The organism is Snodgrassella sp. M0110, assembly GCF_016101465.1.
GTDB lineage: Bacteria > Pseudomonadota > Gammaproteobacteria > Burkholderiales > Neisseriaceae > Snodgrassella > Snodgrassella alvi.
In genome coordinates this window covers 176856-193073 of sequence record NZ_JACFQM010000003.1, presented here as the reverse complement: position 1 = coordinate 193073, position 16218 = coordinate 176856, and the positions used below count along the sequence as shown (strand labels likewise).

The window sequence follows — 16218 nt, the reverse complement described above, 5'->3', positions numbered from 1 at the left end:
TTTTAAATAAATATATGTAATCAATATGTTATATTTATTCTATGTCAGAGATGGATAATTAAAACAGCAAATCATTACTGTTCAAATTAATTATTAATTTTACATAACATAATATTTATCAAAGCAGATAATTCACACTGTTATACAACCCATAATAAAAGATAATAAAATACCGTTATACATATAAATGATTGAATAAAATAAATTATCACTTTTTCCAGAATTGAAACCATTTTCTAATTTTATAATTTTCTGCATCAATGTTGAGGATGGTTTCATTTGTTAAGTTGAAATCAGTCAGGCAATCATTTAATCGGTATGTCAAACTTTGATATTCCTCTTTTTCAGATATTTTTCTGGCGATCTCCTGATAATATTTCAGCAGTCTGTTGTCAACGATACCTTTCAGTGCCGATAATACGTGGTAAATTACATCAACATTTGAATCAGTAAGTCCAGCAATGAAATAATTGATTAGTGTTTGTTTAGTTTTATTGTCCAGGGAAGTTAAAGCAGAAAAAGCGATTAAACGCATACTATTATCTTCATATGTGGTAAACGGTAGAATTATCTGGTAATTATTAATTTTATTATTTTTTAAAATATTAACAAAATATCCAAAAATAGAACTGTCTTTAATAGATGGGACAAAAGCATATAATATTTCTATCCACTCTTCTATTTTTCCTTTACCATATAAGTACAAAAGTTCAATTACAAATTCTGGCTCAATATCAAAATATTCATGTAAATATGTTTTGGTTTGCAAATAGTTAAATTTAACCATAATTTCTAAACAAATTCGTTTCAAATCACCCTCATTCAGATGATACTGATTTTCCAATATGTGGAATGTTTCTGTAGAAATGGTGCGGGATTTCATTAATAACGATTCCAAACATCTACACTTGTATCCTTCACATTCAGACATGAAATATTTTTCAAGTAATTGTTTTTCAGAACCCGATACAGTATAACCAAACCAACCGTTTTCCCATTCTAATAAGTCGCCTGAAATTACTTCGTCCAGCCAACGTTCGTACCAATCAAGAAAGTTATCTTCAAACGTGAATTTAGGAAGTGCACGATCAAATGAAAGATTAACAATTTTACCTTTATGTTCTCCATTCAATACCAGACCAGTTACAAAGGCGCATCCCTGACTTCCGATCAGTAATATTCCTCCATATAAACGGGCCAATTCATTATCATATTCTTCATCATTTAAATCATTATTTTCTATTGTATATGTTTGTTTCTGCCAATCATCTTCCGATATATACGGATATATAATACAAGCTCTTTGAGGCCCATCAGGACCATTGAAACCATCCACTTCATTAATACTTTTTTGTAACGAATAAATACCATGAAAGGGACCTGCCGCATGCCCGTTAGCTTTTCCACCATTACCTATTTGGGTAATAAAAGTTTTATAACACGCAGGTAATTGAAAGCCATATTTTCGTTCGACAGCAGCAACCAGATCAGTACTGATAGGTTTACTAATTTTGTATTTATGGCCGTTTGCACCAAAAATTTTAAATTTCTTGTCTGCTTTTCTTGCCAAAATCAGTTTTGACTTAATCCGTTTTACTTGTAATTCTAATTCAGATTTTATTGCTTCCATTGAACTAATGGCCTGAGTGATTTAAATATTTATAAAGAGGATATAATAAAGTAATATTGCTCAGTTCGGTGGCTATTTATTCATTTTGGTAAAATCTGAAAAGTCTTATTACTGACCGGATTTTTATATAACTTTTATCTGATAAAGTTTATAAATTTAATTTAAATATCAATATAATGAGTGTTTTTCAGAGTTTTTAAAAGAAAAGTAATAAATAAACAATTTAATAATTATTCTGTTGCATAAATTTTTCTAATTATGGCAGATAGAATATAAAGATAGTGGTAGTAATTTATTAGTTGAAAACTATAAAATAGATAGAAATCATAATTCAAGCTAGAATAAAAATTAAAAAAAAGCATAACATGAAGTTATGCTTTTTTCGATTCAACTGTCTGATTGTTAGTGATTACCAGCATAGGTATTAATAGTACGGAAAGGAGTGTTTTCTGGTGTTGAGTCAGAAACATGGCTGTTCTGACCATTTTGAGCAGTTGATTCGGTAAAATTCTGAATATCAGTATCATCATGACTGCTGTTAGCCATAGCGAAACCTGCAGTCATAGCTAAAGAAGCAGCCAGTAAAGCGGAAGAAATTAATTTTTTCATTTTTGTTTCCTTTCAAAATGAATTATTAAAATATTTTAAATTTAAACACCAAATTGTTATTTTTGCTTTTGCAATGCGGTTATATTAATACTTTATTAGTATTTTGATAATACCTGATTAGTTAAAGATGAATTTCTTATTGAGAAACTCAATCGCGATGTTTAATGTCAATAAAAAGCAGACTAAAACGTCATTGATTCAATGATGCTAAAGTCTGCTTTGAGTATAAGTACTATTTTAATGTCAATCAATAGAAATGATTGAGAAATATATTAATACTATAATATTGTGGTTTATTTTCCATATACTGGTAAACGATTGCAAATTTTCTGTATTTTTTCTGAGACTTCTGAAATAACTTTTTCATTGTCTGCATTATCCAGTACATCTGCAATCAGATGACCAAGTTCACGCGTATCTGTTTCAGTAAAGCCGCGAGTAGTAATCGCTGCCGTGCCTAAACGGATACCGGAAGTGACAAATGGTTTTTCCGGATCATTAGGGATGGCATTTTTATTAACGGTAATATGTGCTTTGCCCAGCACCGCTTCTGCCGTTTTACCGGTAAGTTTTTTTGGTTGCAGGTCTACCAGAAATACATGGCTTTCAGTACGGCCTGAAACAATACGCAAGCCACGTTCAATCAAGGTTTCTGCCAGTACTTTGGCATTGGCTTTAATCTGACGGGCATATTGTTTGAATTCCGGCTGTAAGGCTTCTTTGAAGGCTACTGCTTTGGCTGCAATCACATGCATTAACGGACCACCTTGCAGGCACGGGAAAATAGCTGAATTCAGTGCTTTTGCGTGTTCATCGCTGCGGCACATAATCACACCGCCGCGCGGTCCGCGCAGAGTTTTATGGGTAGTAGTGGTCACAAAATCAGCAAAAGGTACCGGATTCGGATACTCTCCGCCAGCGACCAGACCGGCGTAATGCGCCATGTCTACAAACAGATAAGCACCTACTTTATCTGCAATCTCACGGAAACGTGCCCAGTCTATTTCCAGAGCATAAGCAGAAGCACCGGCCACAATCATTTTCGGCTTATGCTCCAGTGCCAGCTGTTCCACCTGTTTGTAGTCGAGGATTTCATTTTCATCCAGACCATAGGTAATGGCGTTATACAGGCGACCGGAAATATTGACACTGGCTCCGTGAGTCAGATGCCCCCCATGCGCCAGAGACATACCCAGAATAGTGTCGCCCGGTTGTAATACGCTGGCGTAAACAGCCTGATTGGCCTGAGAGCCGGAATGAGGCTGTACATTGACATAACTGGCGCCAAATAATTCTTTCAGGCGGTCGATAGCCAGCTGTTCTACTTCATCGACATATTCGCAGCCACCATAATAACGTTTACCCGGATAGCCTTCGGCATATTTATTGGTTAACTGGCTGCCCTGAGCCTCCATTACGGCGCAGCTTACGTAGTTTTCTGATGCAATTAGTTCTACGTGATCTTGCTGGCGCTGATCTTCACGGGCAATGGCACCGGCCAGTTCCGGATCAAATTTTTCGATGGTTAACGCTTTGGAAAACATGGTAGTTGTTCCTTTTGAGGATGAAGAAATAAAGAATTTGCTGAATGCAGCAGAGAATGAGTGGTGGTTATTTTAACTGATAGTAATGTGTATGTGGCTGAATTTGATAATGAGTGATGATGAAGTATATTCATAAATACACATTCAGACGATGTAGCACTAGATTTCAGTCTGGTAAGGGTAATAACCTGTTTATAGGATTCAGTAAATCAATTGCGGATGCTGAACCGAAAATAAATTATCTGGTCGAGAAGTGATGCAGTCTGATAAAAAACAGCCCTGTTGAAAACAGGGCTGTTTGACATTATCCGGAATCAATTACATTTTCATAGAACCGGTTTTCAGGAATTGTTCATGCCAGCTTAAAGCTTCAGTGAGAATATGAGGTGTATGAATACCTTTTGCCGTTTGCAAAGCACGGTCGTAGTAATCCTGCAACTGATCGCGATAATCCGGATGAGCACATTTTTCAATCATCACTTTTGCTCTCTGCCGCGGAGCCAGACCGCGCAAATCAGCCAGACCCTGCTCAGTAACAATAATCTGTGTATCGTGTTCGGTATGGTCAACATGTGAAACCATCGGCACGATGCAGGAAATCTTGTCATCTTTAGCAGTAGACGGGGTAACAAAGAAATTCAGGAAACTGTTGCGTGCAAAGTCACCTGAACCGCCGATACCATTCATCATACTGGTACCCATTACATGGGTAGAATTGATGTTGCCGTAAATATCGGCTTCAATCATTGAATTCATTCCAATGATACCCAGACGGCGCACCAGTTCCGGGTGATTGGAGATTTCCTGCGGGCGCAGAATAATGCGTTCACGGTAAAAATCAATATTGTCTGCAAAATCCTGGAATGCCTTAGCAGACAGGGAAATAGCGGTAGCAGATGCAGTAGCCATTTTACCGGCACGTATCAGATCCAGCATACCGTCCTGCAATACTTCGGTATATCCATACAGATTTTCAAACGGACCGGTTAACAGACCTGCCAGTACGGCATTTGCCACGTTACCAACGCCAGACTGAATTGGCAGCATTTCTTTAGGCAGACGCCCCATTTTGATTTCGTGAGACAGGAAATCAACAATATAAGCGGCAATCTGTTTGGATTTGTCATCAGGTTCGCTGAAAACATTGTCGCGATCCGGAGCATTGGATTCAACAATAGCGACTATTTTGTTTAAATCAACTTTCAGGTATTTTTCACCGATGCGATCATCAGCGCGAGTCATGTTAATTGGTTTGCGGTGGGGCGGAATAGCATTATCCATAGGAATATCATGCATGCCTTCCATTTGTATCGGCAAACCGGTATTGATTTCCAGAATAACCTTGTCCGCTATATCCAGCCATGTCTGATTATTACCGATTGCGGTAGACGGAATCAGATGTCCGTCTTCAGTAATGCCCAGTACTTCGATAATGGCTACATGCATGTGACCCAGAAAACCAAACCATGCCTGCTGGGCAACATGCGATAAATGCATGTCAATAAAATTGACATCGCCATTGTTGATTTCCTGACGCATATGGCGATCAGTATTAAATGGTAAACGCTGATTTATTGCATGTGCCTCAGCTAGTGCGCCATCACATTCCGGCGCAGTGGAAGCACCAGTCCATACATTAATTTTATATGGCCGACCGGCAGCATGTTCAGCACGGGCAAAGTCAGCAATAGCTTTCGGCAAAACTTTAGGATAGCTGGCGCCGGTAAATCCGCTCATGCCGACATTGGCATTATTATCTATCAGGGTAGCAGCTTGCTCAGCAGACATAAGGCGGGAATGAAGTGAGGTATAACGAATGCGATCCTGTACGGACATCGTGTTTTCTCCTTATTAAATCAAAAATGCCTGACCCTTGCCTGGTCAGAGTGAGGCGTAGAAGATAAGTGTTTGTCTTTGCCGTATATTCAATTCAGTACGAATGCTATGACATAATGACTCTAACAACGGACTGCATTTTACTGTAAATAATTTTGTTTTGCTGTTCTGTCTTTGTATTGAAAAAGTGCAGAACAGCAGATACAGATAAATAATTACAAATTAATAATTAAGAATTTGAATTAATACATTAAGTTGCAAAATAAACAGACTATCAGATTAGACAATGTTTACACAATATTTTAATAGTATTGCCTAAGGTTTCGTTGCCGGAGAATTTTCTAAATTAAATCAGTTTAAGCAAAAAACTGCTGTATTAATTGCTGCGCATGTTCTTGCAGCCCTGCAGGATTAAACGGATCGCATACATGTTCGGGATTCAGTTTACGCAACCATGTAAGCTGACGTTTTGCCAGTTGCCGGGTGGCAGTAATCCCGCGTTCAACAAATGTACTATAGTTAGTTGTGCCATTAAGATAATCAAAAGCCTGCCGATAGCCTACACAGCGAATTGAAGGCAAATCAGGATGCAATTCCGGGTATTGCAGCCGAAGTGCTTCCACTTCTTCCACAAAACCCTGTGCCAGCATCGAATGAAAGCGGGTGGCAATCTGTGTATGCAGACGGGCACGGTCGGCTGGTAAAAGTGCCAGTGTACATACATTTAAAGGGCTCTGCCGGTTTTCCTGTTTAGCCAGATGGCTACTCATGGGAACACCGGTGATGTGATAGATTTCAAGTGCACGTTCAATACGCTGGCTATCACCGGCAGGCAAGCGGGCAGCAGTAATGGGATCCACCCGCTGTAATTGTGCATACAGAAAGTCTGTACCATGCTGTTGTTTAAGTTTATCCAGTTCGGCACGGATTTGCGGATTGGCTTCGGGCAGGCTGTTCAGTCCCTGTGTCAGGGCATGGTAATACATCATGGTACCGCCCACGAGCAAAGGCAGGTGGCCGCGTGTATGAATTTCCTCGACTAAATCCACACAATCACTGACAAACTGGGCAGCACTGTAGCTTTCAAGCGGTGAAATAATATCAATCAGATGATGGGGCACTGCTTCTAACTCTTCTGCACTGGGTTTAGCCGTACCAATATTCATATCACGATAAATCAGGGCGGAATCCAGACTGATAATTTCAATCGGAAACTGCTCAGCCAGACTCAGAGCCAGACTGGTTTTGCCTGACGCTGTAGGACCAAGCAGAGCAAAAACTTTTGGCAGAGATGCAGACATAGTGGCTACCGTAGTTTAAACAGTTATTGTAGCGATTTACGCTCAATTGAGCGATAGATAGTTAGATAAGAGTATAAATCGGGATAAGCAGCATAATGTGATGTAATCTGTTAAAGCAGTTAAAGAAAATCAAAGCATAAATATGAAAATTATTTTTTGTACATTAGATATTTTAAAATTTTCTTTTATTCGAAGATATTTGAAGCAATAAAGTAACCAAAAATTAGCGAGTAATTTCAATTGCTGATTAGCTGAATTGAGTAGGAAACAGATATTGTATGAAAGCAATGATATTTACTTGCATAATACGGGTGTATTTCTAATCAGATGTCAGCTAAACGACTTTAAAATTAATCTGTGCCGGCAAATTAATATAACTGTTGTGCAAGAGGTATTCTGCTAGTAATTAATATTTTGTTTTAAGTTAAGATTTAATTTTATGATTCGGAATAATCAGATACTTCAGTAGCAGACATTCCAGCCAGCTAAAAAAATAAGTGCTGCCGATATCAGCACTATGAAAGTAATATCTTATATCTATACCTTTTCAAATTCACTATCAGTTCATTTGCATAATATTTGCATTCAGCATGAAAATGCACATAATATAAGTTTATTGTTACACTAACCTTTATAATAGCCAAATAAAGTTATGGTAGTTATTTAGAGAGAGTAACTTAGTTAGGAATAAATGTTTACATGAATAGCCAGTTTAACCATATCGGAATTGTGACACGGCCGCAAACACCAATGATGAGTGAAGTACTGGACGAACTCATTACTTTTTTATGTGAAGAAGAAATTTCGGTGTATCTGGATAGTGAGGCGCAAGCGGATAACCAGATTAGTCCGGTATTGCTGCAACGCTGTAATATTATTAATAAATGTGAAATGGGGCGGCGCTGTGATCTCGTTATGGTACTGGGTGGTGACGGTACTTTATTGTCTGTTGCCCGTAAATTGGCACCTTACCGGGTACCACTGATTGGTATTCATCAGGGACATCTTGGTTTTCTGACACAAGTGCCGCGTGCTCAGATGATAACTGAATTAACCGGCATGCTGACTGGCAAATATCTGCCCGAAGAACGTATTTTGCTGGAAGCGACAGTAGTACGTGCAGGTGAAGAAGTTTATCATTCACTGGCACTAAATGACGTTGTACTCAGCCGTGGTGCACTGGGACAGATGATTGAATTTGAGGTATTCATCAATAAAGAGTTTGTTTATACCCAGCGTTCAGACGGTTTGATTGTGTCTACACCTACTGGTTCGACGGCATATGCTCTGGCTGCCGGTGGTCCTATTTTACAGCCAACTCTGCGTGCATTCAGTTTGGTTCCTATATGCCCGCAATCCATGTCCAACCGGCCGATTGCTGTCAGTGATACCAGTGAAATAGAAGTGCTGATTACCAAAGGCAGCGATGCCCGGGCTCATTTTGACGGACAGGCGTTTTTTGATTTACATACTATGGATAAAATCCGTATTTGCCGCTATCGCAATTCTCTGAGGATTTTACATCCGGTTAATTATCAATATTACAAAACTCTGCGCCAGAAACTGCATTGGGGTGACCAGCTGGTATAGCTGTATGTTGTATAAACAAGCCTTAAGCCGTTAATCAGATTTTGAGTAATTTTTGTAGCCTGACTTAATCTCTGAAAAAATAATGTTTATTTTTGCTATTGGTGGAAAAAATACAATAAAAATTAATAAAACCGAAATTTATTATCGATTATTTTAGATTTTTCTAAAAAATGGTTTCTTATTTTCCTAAAAAATACTAAAATCCGGCATAAATCATTAATACTTTCTCTAAGAAAGGTTGTTTATGCTTCTGGCGCTGTCTTTGCGTGACTTTGTCATTGTTGATGAGCTGAATCTGAGTTTTCAAAGCGGCTTTACCGTTCTGACAGGTGAAACCGGGGCGGGTAAATCAATCACGCTGGATGCATTAGGTCTGTTGTTAGGTGATAAAGCTGATTATGGTCAGATAAGACATGGTGCCAAAGAAGCCCAGTTATCAGCACTGTTTGATGTCAGTGATGTAACACATGCCCGTACCTTACTACAGGAACAGGGATTACTGGATGAAAACGAAACGCAATTAAGTATCCGCCGTACAATTGATGTAAAGGGGAAAAGTCGCAGTTTTATTAATAATCAGGCGGTTACTTTGAGTCAGTTGCGGCAGATAGGTGAATTATTAATTGATATACATGGTCAGAATGCACACCACTCTTTAAATAGTGAATCCGCGCAACGTATATTACTGGATGCATTTGCGGATGCTGATACAGAAGTTGCTCTGGTACGTGAAGCCTATCAGCGCTGGCATGAAGCCAAAAAAGAACTGGAAAAAGCGCAAACACAGGCTGATAGTCTGAATATTGAGCGTGAGCGCTTGCAATGGCGCTTTGATGAGCTAAATGCCCTGAATCTTCAAGAGCATGAGTGGGAAAATCTCAGTCAGAGTCATGATTCATTAGTACATGCGGCGGAAATACTGCAAACAGCGGAAAATGTAGAAGAAGTTCTCAATGGTGATGAGGGTTTACAAAGCCGTTTGTATCATTGCCGGCAGCAACTGGCTGCACTGATTAAAGCAGCTCCTGCTTTTGCAGACAGTGTGGCATTACTGGAATCAGTAGAAGCAGAATTGAGTGAAGTCAGTGCGTATTTGCGTGAAGCCACTGCCAGTGTAGAGACTGATGAAAATTTATTAGCACAGCAGGGACAGCGCATGCAGGAGTTAATGAGTGTTGCGCGTAAATACCGGATCGAGCCACCACAATTGCCTGAAGAACTTGCAAAAGTTGAATCAGCTCTTAATGAAATGGAGGCGGCTGCGGATATTGAAGCGTTACAGGCGCGGGTAGCAGAACGCGAAAATGAATATATGCATGCAGCACAGCAATTATCAGTGAAACGCCATCAGGCAGCGAAAAAGCTGGCGAAACAAACCACAGCTCACATGCAAAATTTATCAATGCAAGGTGCACGCTTTCATATTGAATTGTTAAGTGCCTCACCATCAGTGCATGGTCTGGAGCAGGTACAGTATCAGGTAGCTGCCAATCAAGGAATGCCTTTACGTGCAATGAGCAAAGTTGCTTCCGGTGGTGAGTTAGCACGTATCAGTCTGGCTCTGCAAATGGTTACCAGTCAGTATAATGCGGTACCTACATTAATTTTCGATGAGGTGGATACCGGTATTGGCGGAGCTGTAGCTGATGTTGTTGGTCATGCACTGCGTAGTCTGGGGCAAAATCGTCAAGTGCTGGCTGTTACTCATCTGCCGCAGGTCGCAGCTTGTGGTCAGCAGCACTGGCAGGTGCGAAAACATAACAGCAAAGGGCAGACTGTAAGTGAAATAAACGTACTGGCTGCGACAGATCGGGTGAATGAGATTGCACGAATGCTTGGCGGCGAAACCATTACCGATACCACACGTAATCATGCCAGGGAAATGCTGGAGCTGGCGCAAAGTTAATTCTGTTATTACGAATTTATCTGCAAGCTCTCTGATTTTTCAATGTATATATGTCTTTACTGCAAAAGCCGGAAATGATATTTATTTAAGTAAATAATTACAAAATAACGTTTATCTACTTATGTTTTATGCATGCTGTTCTTGATTACAACGGTTTTAATAACAAAACATATTCTGATAATTTCCCTGTCAGCGTGCATTTTTTAATACATGACTGATATAGACTGGAACGGGCTGCTTTAGCCTGAGCAAGGCGTATAGATTCAGTCTGTTTCATGCGCGATGTATAATGATAACTTTCAATATTCTATGATGAGTTGCTGATGAGTGAACCACACAGTGATAGAACACTAGATGTTATCGATTTAAATTGCCCGATGCCGATTTTACGTGCAAAAAAAGCGCTGGCAGTAATGGATAGCGGAGAAGTATTGCTAGTACTGGCAACAGATAAAACTGCTCCTGATGATTTTGCAGCTTTTTGCCGGCAGACAGGACATGAATTATTGCATCAGCAAATCAGAAATGATGATGTAATAATGATGTGGGTAAAACACCGCTAAGTTTTTCAGACAGTAATTTATTACAATTAATTACAATATTTTGTTAACTTTATTCAGGTTCAGGTTGTAGAAGCTGCGACAGAATAGTACATTAACCTATTATTTTTTAGCTGTGTAACATACGCTGATAGAACGGATACAGATGCAGACTCTCACTATAACCCGTCCGGATGACTGGCATCTTCATGTGCGTGATGGTGCAGCATTAAAAGCAGTAGTACCTTTCAGTGCACGGCAGATGGGGCGAGCCCTGATTATGCCAAATCTGAAACCACCGGTAACCTCAGTTGCAGCAGCACTGGCTTATCGTGAACGTATACTTGCTGCAGTACCTGCGGGCAGTCATTTTCAGCCATTGATGACTTTATATCTGACTGACCAGACTACACCGGCACTGATACGCGAAGCCAAAGAGGCAGGTATTATTGCGTGTAAGCTTTATCCTGCCGGTGCCACAACTAACTCTGCGGCTGGTGTCAGTGATTTGTGGACTTTATTGCCGGTATTGGAAACCATGGCTGAAACAGGCATGCCATTACTGGTGCATGGTGAAGTAACCAAAAGTGAAATTGATATTTTTGACCGTGAAGCAGTATTTATTGATGAACTTTTACAGCCGCTATTACAACGGCTGCCTGAACTGAAATTAGTATTTGAGCATATTACCACTGCACAAGCTGCTCAGCTGGTGATTCAGGCTGGTGAAAATGTGGCTGCTACGGTAACACCCCAGCACTTGCTCTACAATCGCAATGCTTTACTGGTAGGAGGAATCCAGCCTCATCATTATTGTTTGCCGGTACTAAAGCGCGAAACCCATCGTCAGGCACTGTTACAGGCTGTAAGCGGTACACAGTCACATAAATTTTTTCTCGGTACCGATAGTGCGCCGCATGCTCAGCACAGTAAAGAATGTGCTTGCGGATGTGCGGGTATATTCAGTGCCTTTGCTGCTATTGAGTTGTATACAGAAGCTTTTGAGCATGCGGGAGCACTGGATAAATTACAGGCTTTTGCAGCAGAAAACGGTCCGCGGTTTTATGGTCTGGAAATCAATAAGGAAACCATTACACTGGAAAAAATAAATCGCACAGTGCCACCATACTATCCGTATGGTAATCATGAACGACTGATTCCGTTGCGTGCTAATCAGACCATTAGCTGGAGTGTGGTAAATAACTAAATATGCAAGATTCAACTCAAATTACAGACCGGCTATCAGTACAAACACATCAAACTGAAATTCGGGTGCGCGGCTTTCACATAGATGTGTACCGCCATGTTAATAATGCACGCTATCTGGAATTTCTGGAAGAGGCACGCTGGCATTATTTTGACGAAGCCGGCTTAACGCCTATGTTTACCGAAGCCGGTTGTGGAATGGCTGTGATAAATATCAATATCAGTTACCGGCGCAGTGCCGGTTTCGGGGATGATTTGCTGATATCTACTGCTTTGAGCAAAATACAACCGCGCAAAGTAGAAGTTAATCAAACGATTACTCTTAAAAATACAGGACAGACAGTTGTGCAGGCTGTGGTGACATTTATGGCTTTTGATCAGCAAAGCAATAAAGCGATTTCTTTTCCTGTTGCGATACAAGAACGCTTTAATGCTATCAGGTAACAATATAAGTTAAGTCAGTAAAAAACCCTGCACTTGGCAGGGTTTTTTACTGACTTAACTCAACCACTATCAGGCTTTGCCGTCAGCTTCCCGCAGCATGGCGTAAATTTCATCTTTCAGACGCAATTTTTCCCGTTTCAGTTCGTCCAGATTATCCAGACCACTGGTAACTGGGTTATTAGTCAGACCGGTAATTTTATCGTCCAGTCGGTTGTGTTCTTCGAATATATTGGCAAAATGAGTATTTTCCGCCTTTAATTTGGTAATCAGGTCGCGATATTCAGGAAACATATAATATCCTTTACAGTTGGTTAAAATGATTTTTATTATTTTGCATTAATTATAGCTTAAGGTATATAAGATTGCGCTAGTTATGACGTAAAAAGTAACTAGAGCATGCTAAACTGGCACAATAATACATATGGGAGTTTATAATGTATAAACGGTTAATAGGTTGGATAGGCGCATTTATTCTGGCTTTAAGCCTCAGCGGGTGTGGCTATAATACAATGCAGTCACAGGATGAGGCTGCAAATGCTGCCTGGTCGGAAGTGCTGAATCAGTATCAGCGTCGTGCTGATCTGGTACCCAATCTTGTAAATACAGTTAAAGGCTATGCCAAACATGAACAACAAGTTTTAACCGACGTTACTAATGCCCGTTCACGTGTAGGCAGTCTGAATATGACCAGCAGTGATGCTGATAATCCGGCAAAAATGGAACAGTTTTCACAGGCACAGGGAAATCTGAGTAGTGCTCTGAGCCGTTTGCTGGTAGTAACAGAAAATTATCCCGATCTGAAAGCCGATCAGAGTTTCCGAGATTTACAAGCGCAGCTTGAAGGCACAGAAAATCGTATTGCTCTGGCACGCAACCGCTATATTCAGACAGTACAGGTTTACAATACTACTTTGCGTTCTTTCCCGAACAATATCACAGCCAAAATTTTCGGAATGCATGTTCGCCCGAATTTTGTACCGGAAAATGAAGCAGCGGTAAAACAGGCGCCGCAGGTAGAATTTTAATTCGTTTTCTGTTGTTATTTTATGTGATTAATTAAACAGCCAGTTTGTCAGAACTGGCTGTTTGCATATCAGTATAGTAAGCAGCTGCTACTATTGTGCTAATTGTTTTTTTGCAGAATCTGACAAAATGGAAATTAAAAATTTATATGGTTGCGGCTATTTTCCGAACAGACAGGAGTAATTGTTAAACATACCAGCAGTTCGATAAAAACTTGCAATACTAACTGTGGAAATTTGCTGTATCGGACTGAATACTTGTATTCTGTTGTAATAACAGAATCTGTTTGTCTGAAAGTATGGAGTCAGATAATAGTGGTCTTTTATCCTGACAATCAAAAGGTTAGTATGAACTAAAATACAAGCAAATTTGCTTTTATGGCACTAAGGTTGCAAAGATGAACACAATACGCTTATCTGTCCACAGGCTACTTGGTCTTTTTCTGGGCTGTTTTTTTGCAATGCATTTGCTCGCTGCCAATGGTTTGGTTCCTGTACCAGCGCTGACTGATCCGGTAATGGATACAGCCAATATGTTACAGCCTGCTACCCGTGCAGAATTAAACCAGCAGTTACTGGCGTTCAGCCGGCAGCATGGCAGCCAGATTATAGTATTGACAGTTCCGGCTATCTCACCGGAAACACCTTTTGACTATGCTACGCGTGTTATGGATAGCTGGAAACCGGGGCGTAAAGGAATTGATGACGGTGTACTGTTGTTGCTGGTGCGCGATGAACATAAAACGTTTCTGGCACCCGGTCGCGGACTGGAAGGGGCTATTCCTGATGTTTATGCTAAAAGAATTCTGGATGATGTGCTTCGTCCGCAGTTACAGGCAAATAATGCAGACGGCGGTGTACGTGAGGCTGTAAATCAGCTGGAGAAGCTGATTAACGGTGAAAAATTACCGGCACAGCAATCTGCACATCAGGAATCTGATGATTCAGGCTCAACAATTTTTGGAATTCTGTTACTGATATTTATAGCCGGTTCATTTTTGAAAAATATATTTGGTAATACGCTGGGCAGTGCAATTGTCGGATTTCTGGTATTAAGTTTTGGCTGGTATTCGGGCTGGAGCCTGTTTGCAGCGATTATTGGTGCAATTCTGGCATTCATAATAGCGCTCATTTTTGCCGGTAATATATTTATTGGCGGCTCTGGCGCTGGTAGGGGCGGTTTTGGCGGAGGTTCAGGAGGCGGAGGGTTTAGCGGAGGAGGTGGTGGCTATGGAGGCGGCGGGGCTTCCGGAAGCTGGTAATACTGGCAGTCATAATTAAATTTCATGTTAAATAATGATAATTTGTTAATTTTTTCGTAAAATAATGTATAGTTATCTGTTTTTATGATATTTGGTATTTTGTTTCTGGTGGGCATACATGTCTAAAGTCGGCTATGGTATCTGTTTTCTGCTGTTGTGTTTTTTACTCATGCATTATGGTCTGTTTGTTGGGGTATTGCTTGATAGTGTACTAATCATACTTATTCTGTTTTATCTTCGGGCTGTGCAGATTGTAGATGACGGTACCGAAGCATCTATCGCTGCCGACAATAGTCTTTATATAGCCGTTATGTTTGAAGTGGCCGGTCAGGTATGTGCAGCCAAAGGCCATGTTTCTGATGAAGACCGGTCGCGTGTCTATGACATGATTAAAAAAATGCAGCTGGATGCAGAAACTGAAGTTTTGTCGCGTTATGCTTTTAATATGGGGCAGACAAAAAATTATCCGCTCAGAACCAGACTTAAACAATTATACCGGGCTTACAGTGATGACAAGCGCGGTTTAATGTTGTTTTGTAAAAATATGCTTGAATTGGCGCTGATTGACGGACGGCTGCATAATAATGAACGGCGCATTCTGAATATCATAGCGGACGAATTCCGTATTCCTTATGCACAAATGCTTATTTTTGCCAGTCAGACTATTCATAAGGAAAACGAATATCGGCATTACTGGCAGACCAATGAGCAATGGAAACAGCAGCGTCAGCATGCGCGTTCAGAGCAACGCCGGCAACAATATCAGCAACAACAGAAGCAGTATCAGCAACAACAACGCCATAATCAGCAACAGCAGCCTGAAGAACCGTTTGGTACTGATCCTTATCTGGTACTGGGTATCTCAGCAAAATCGAACCCGCAGGAAATTAAACAGGCATATCGTCGACTGATGAATAAATACCATCCGGATAAACTCATTAAGCAGAATCTGTCGGAAACTGAGATGCAGCGGGCAACTGAGCATGCTCAGCGTATACAGGCAGCTTATGCTTATGTGAAACAGTTGCGCGGATTTGTTTAATATAGATAAGGGCTTACAGAATCTGTTTTGTTTCAAAATATATAACCCTTAGAATTTTGTGATTTTCCAATCAGAGAATTTGTCAGAGCCGGCTCTGATAATAGGTTGGTTTTTATGTTAGAAATCATTTTTGCTCTCTGGCAATATCTGGATTTTTACTTTAAAGGCTAATTTTCCTGATAAATTGATTAGTATCGTTATTATCAAAATATATGCTAACTAGCGTCACCAGCAATAATATCCGTTACATCTGACTTTCCGATTTTCTGTCTTTATATGATATATAT

Annotated in this window: 14 protein-coding genes; 8 read left to right on the top strand and 6 right to left on the bottom strand. The window is 40.1% G+C overall.

What is annotated here, in order from left to right:
- Nucleotides 1-208 precede the first annotated feature (208 nt).
- The 5 genes from H3T84_RS05825 to miaA form a co-directional block, all read right to left on the bottom strand.
- Nucleotides 209-1630 (bottom strand): SMI1/KNR4 family protein, encoded by a 1422-nt coding sequence (locus H3T84_RS05825; protein WP_198218517.1) that lies wholly within the window; start codon nucleotides 1628-1630, stop codon nucleotides 209-211.
- 402 nt (nucleotides 1631-2032) lie between these two features.
- A complete protein-coding gene (locus H3T84_RS05820; RefSeq protein ID WP_037475976.1) occupies nucleotides 2033-2239 on the bottom strand; it encodes a hypothetical protein in 207 nt (68 codons plus the stop codon).
- 293 nt (nucleotides 2240-2532) lie between these two features.
- Nucleotides 2533-3783: a serine hydroxymethyltransferase gene (gene glyA, locus H3T84_RS05815; protein ID WP_025330221.1), complete on the bottom strand. Its 1251-nt coding sequence runs from the start codon at nucleotides 3781-3783 to the stop codon at nucleotides 2533-2535.
- Nucleotides 3784-4101: 318 nt separating this feature from the next.
- A complete protein-coding gene (locus H3T84_RS05810) occupies nucleotides 4102-5619 on the bottom strand; it encodes an acetyl-CoA hydrolase/transferase family protein (protein WP_198218516.1) in 1518 nt (505 codons plus the stop codon).
- A gap of 356 nt (nucleotides 5620-5975) precedes the next feature.
- Nucleotides 5976-6920: a tRNA (adenosine(37)-N6)-dimethylallyltransferase MiaA gene (gene miaA, locus H3T84_RS05805; protein ID WP_084551837.1), complete on the bottom strand. Its 945-nt coding sequence runs from the start codon at nucleotides 6918-6920 to the stop codon at nucleotides 5976-5978.
- Between the two features lie 699 nt (nucleotides 6921-7619).
- On the opposite strand from miaA, the gene H3T84_RS05800 reads away from it, so the two are divergent.
- From H3T84_RS05800 to H3T84_RS05780, 5 genes are all read left to right on the top strand, one after another.
- Complete coding sequence (locus H3T84_RS05800; protein WP_198218515.1) at nucleotides 7620-8510, top strand: NAD(+) kinase; 891 nt, start codon at nucleotides 7620-7622, stop codon at nucleotides 8508-8510.
- A gap of 244 nt (nucleotides 8511-8754) precedes the next feature.
- Complete coding sequence (gene recN, locus H3T84_RS05795; protein ID WP_198218514.1) at nucleotides 8755-10416, top strand: DNA repair protein RecN; 1662 nt, start codon at nucleotides 8755-8757, stop codon at nucleotides 10414-10416.
- 323 nt (nucleotides 10417-10739) lie between these two features.
- Nucleotides 10740-10979, top strand: coding sequence for a sulfurtransferase TusA family protein (locus H3T84_RS05790; RefSeq protein WP_025330226.1), 240 nt, complete (start codon nucleotides 10740-10742; stop codon nucleotides 10977-10979).
- A gap of 142 nt (nucleotides 10980-11121) precedes the next feature.
- A complete protein-coding gene (gene pyrC, locus H3T84_RS05785; RefSeq protein ID WP_198218513.1) occupies nucleotides 11122-12162 on the top strand; it encodes a dihydroorotase in 1041 nt (346 codons plus the stop codon).
- A gap of 2 nt (nucleotides 12163-12164) precedes the next feature.
- Nucleotides 12165-12605 carry a thioesterase family protein gene (locus tag H3T84_RS05780; RefSeq protein WP_084586267.1) on the top strand — a complete coding sequence of 147 codons (441 nt, stop codon included), beginning with the start codon at nucleotides 12165-12167 and terminating at the stop codon, nucleotides 12603-12605.
- Nucleotides 12606-12674: 69 nt separating this feature from the next.
- On the opposite strand, the gene H3T84_RS05775 is transcribed toward H3T84_RS05780, so the two are convergent.
- On the bottom strand, nucleotides 12675-12896 hold the full coding sequence (locus H3T84_RS05775) for a YdcH family protein (protein WP_025330229.1): 222 nt from the start codon (nucleotides 12894-12896) through the stop codon (nucleotides 12675-12677).
- A 143-nt stretch (nucleotides 12897-13039) separates the two neighbouring features.
- On the opposite strand from H3T84_RS05775, the gene H3T84_RS05770 reads away from it, so the two are divergent.
- The 3 genes from H3T84_RS05770 (at nucleotide 13040) to djlA (ending at nucleotide 15931) form a co-directional block, all read left to right on the top strand.
- Nucleotides 13040-13630 (top strand): LemA family protein, encoded by a 591-nt coding sequence (locus tag H3T84_RS05770; RefSeq protein ID WP_198218512.1) that lies wholly within the window; start codon nucleotides 13040-13042, stop codon nucleotides 13628-13630.
- A gap of 395 nt (nucleotides 13631-14025) precedes the next feature.
- Nucleotides 14026-14889 carry a YgcG family protein gene (locus tag H3T84_RS05765; protein ID WP_232346122.1) on the top strand — a complete coding sequence of 288 codons (864 nt, stop codon included), beginning with the start codon at nucleotides 14026-14028 and terminating at the stop codon, nucleotides 14887-14889.
- Nucleotides 14890-15007: 118 nt separating this feature from the next.
- Nucleotides 15008-15931: a co-chaperone DjlA gene (gene djlA, locus H3T84_RS05760; protein ID WP_198218511.1), complete on the top strand. Its 924-nt coding sequence runs from the start codon at nucleotides 15008-15010 to the stop codon at nucleotides 15929-15931.
- The last annotated feature ends 287 nt before the right edge of the window (nucleotides 15932-16218 follow it).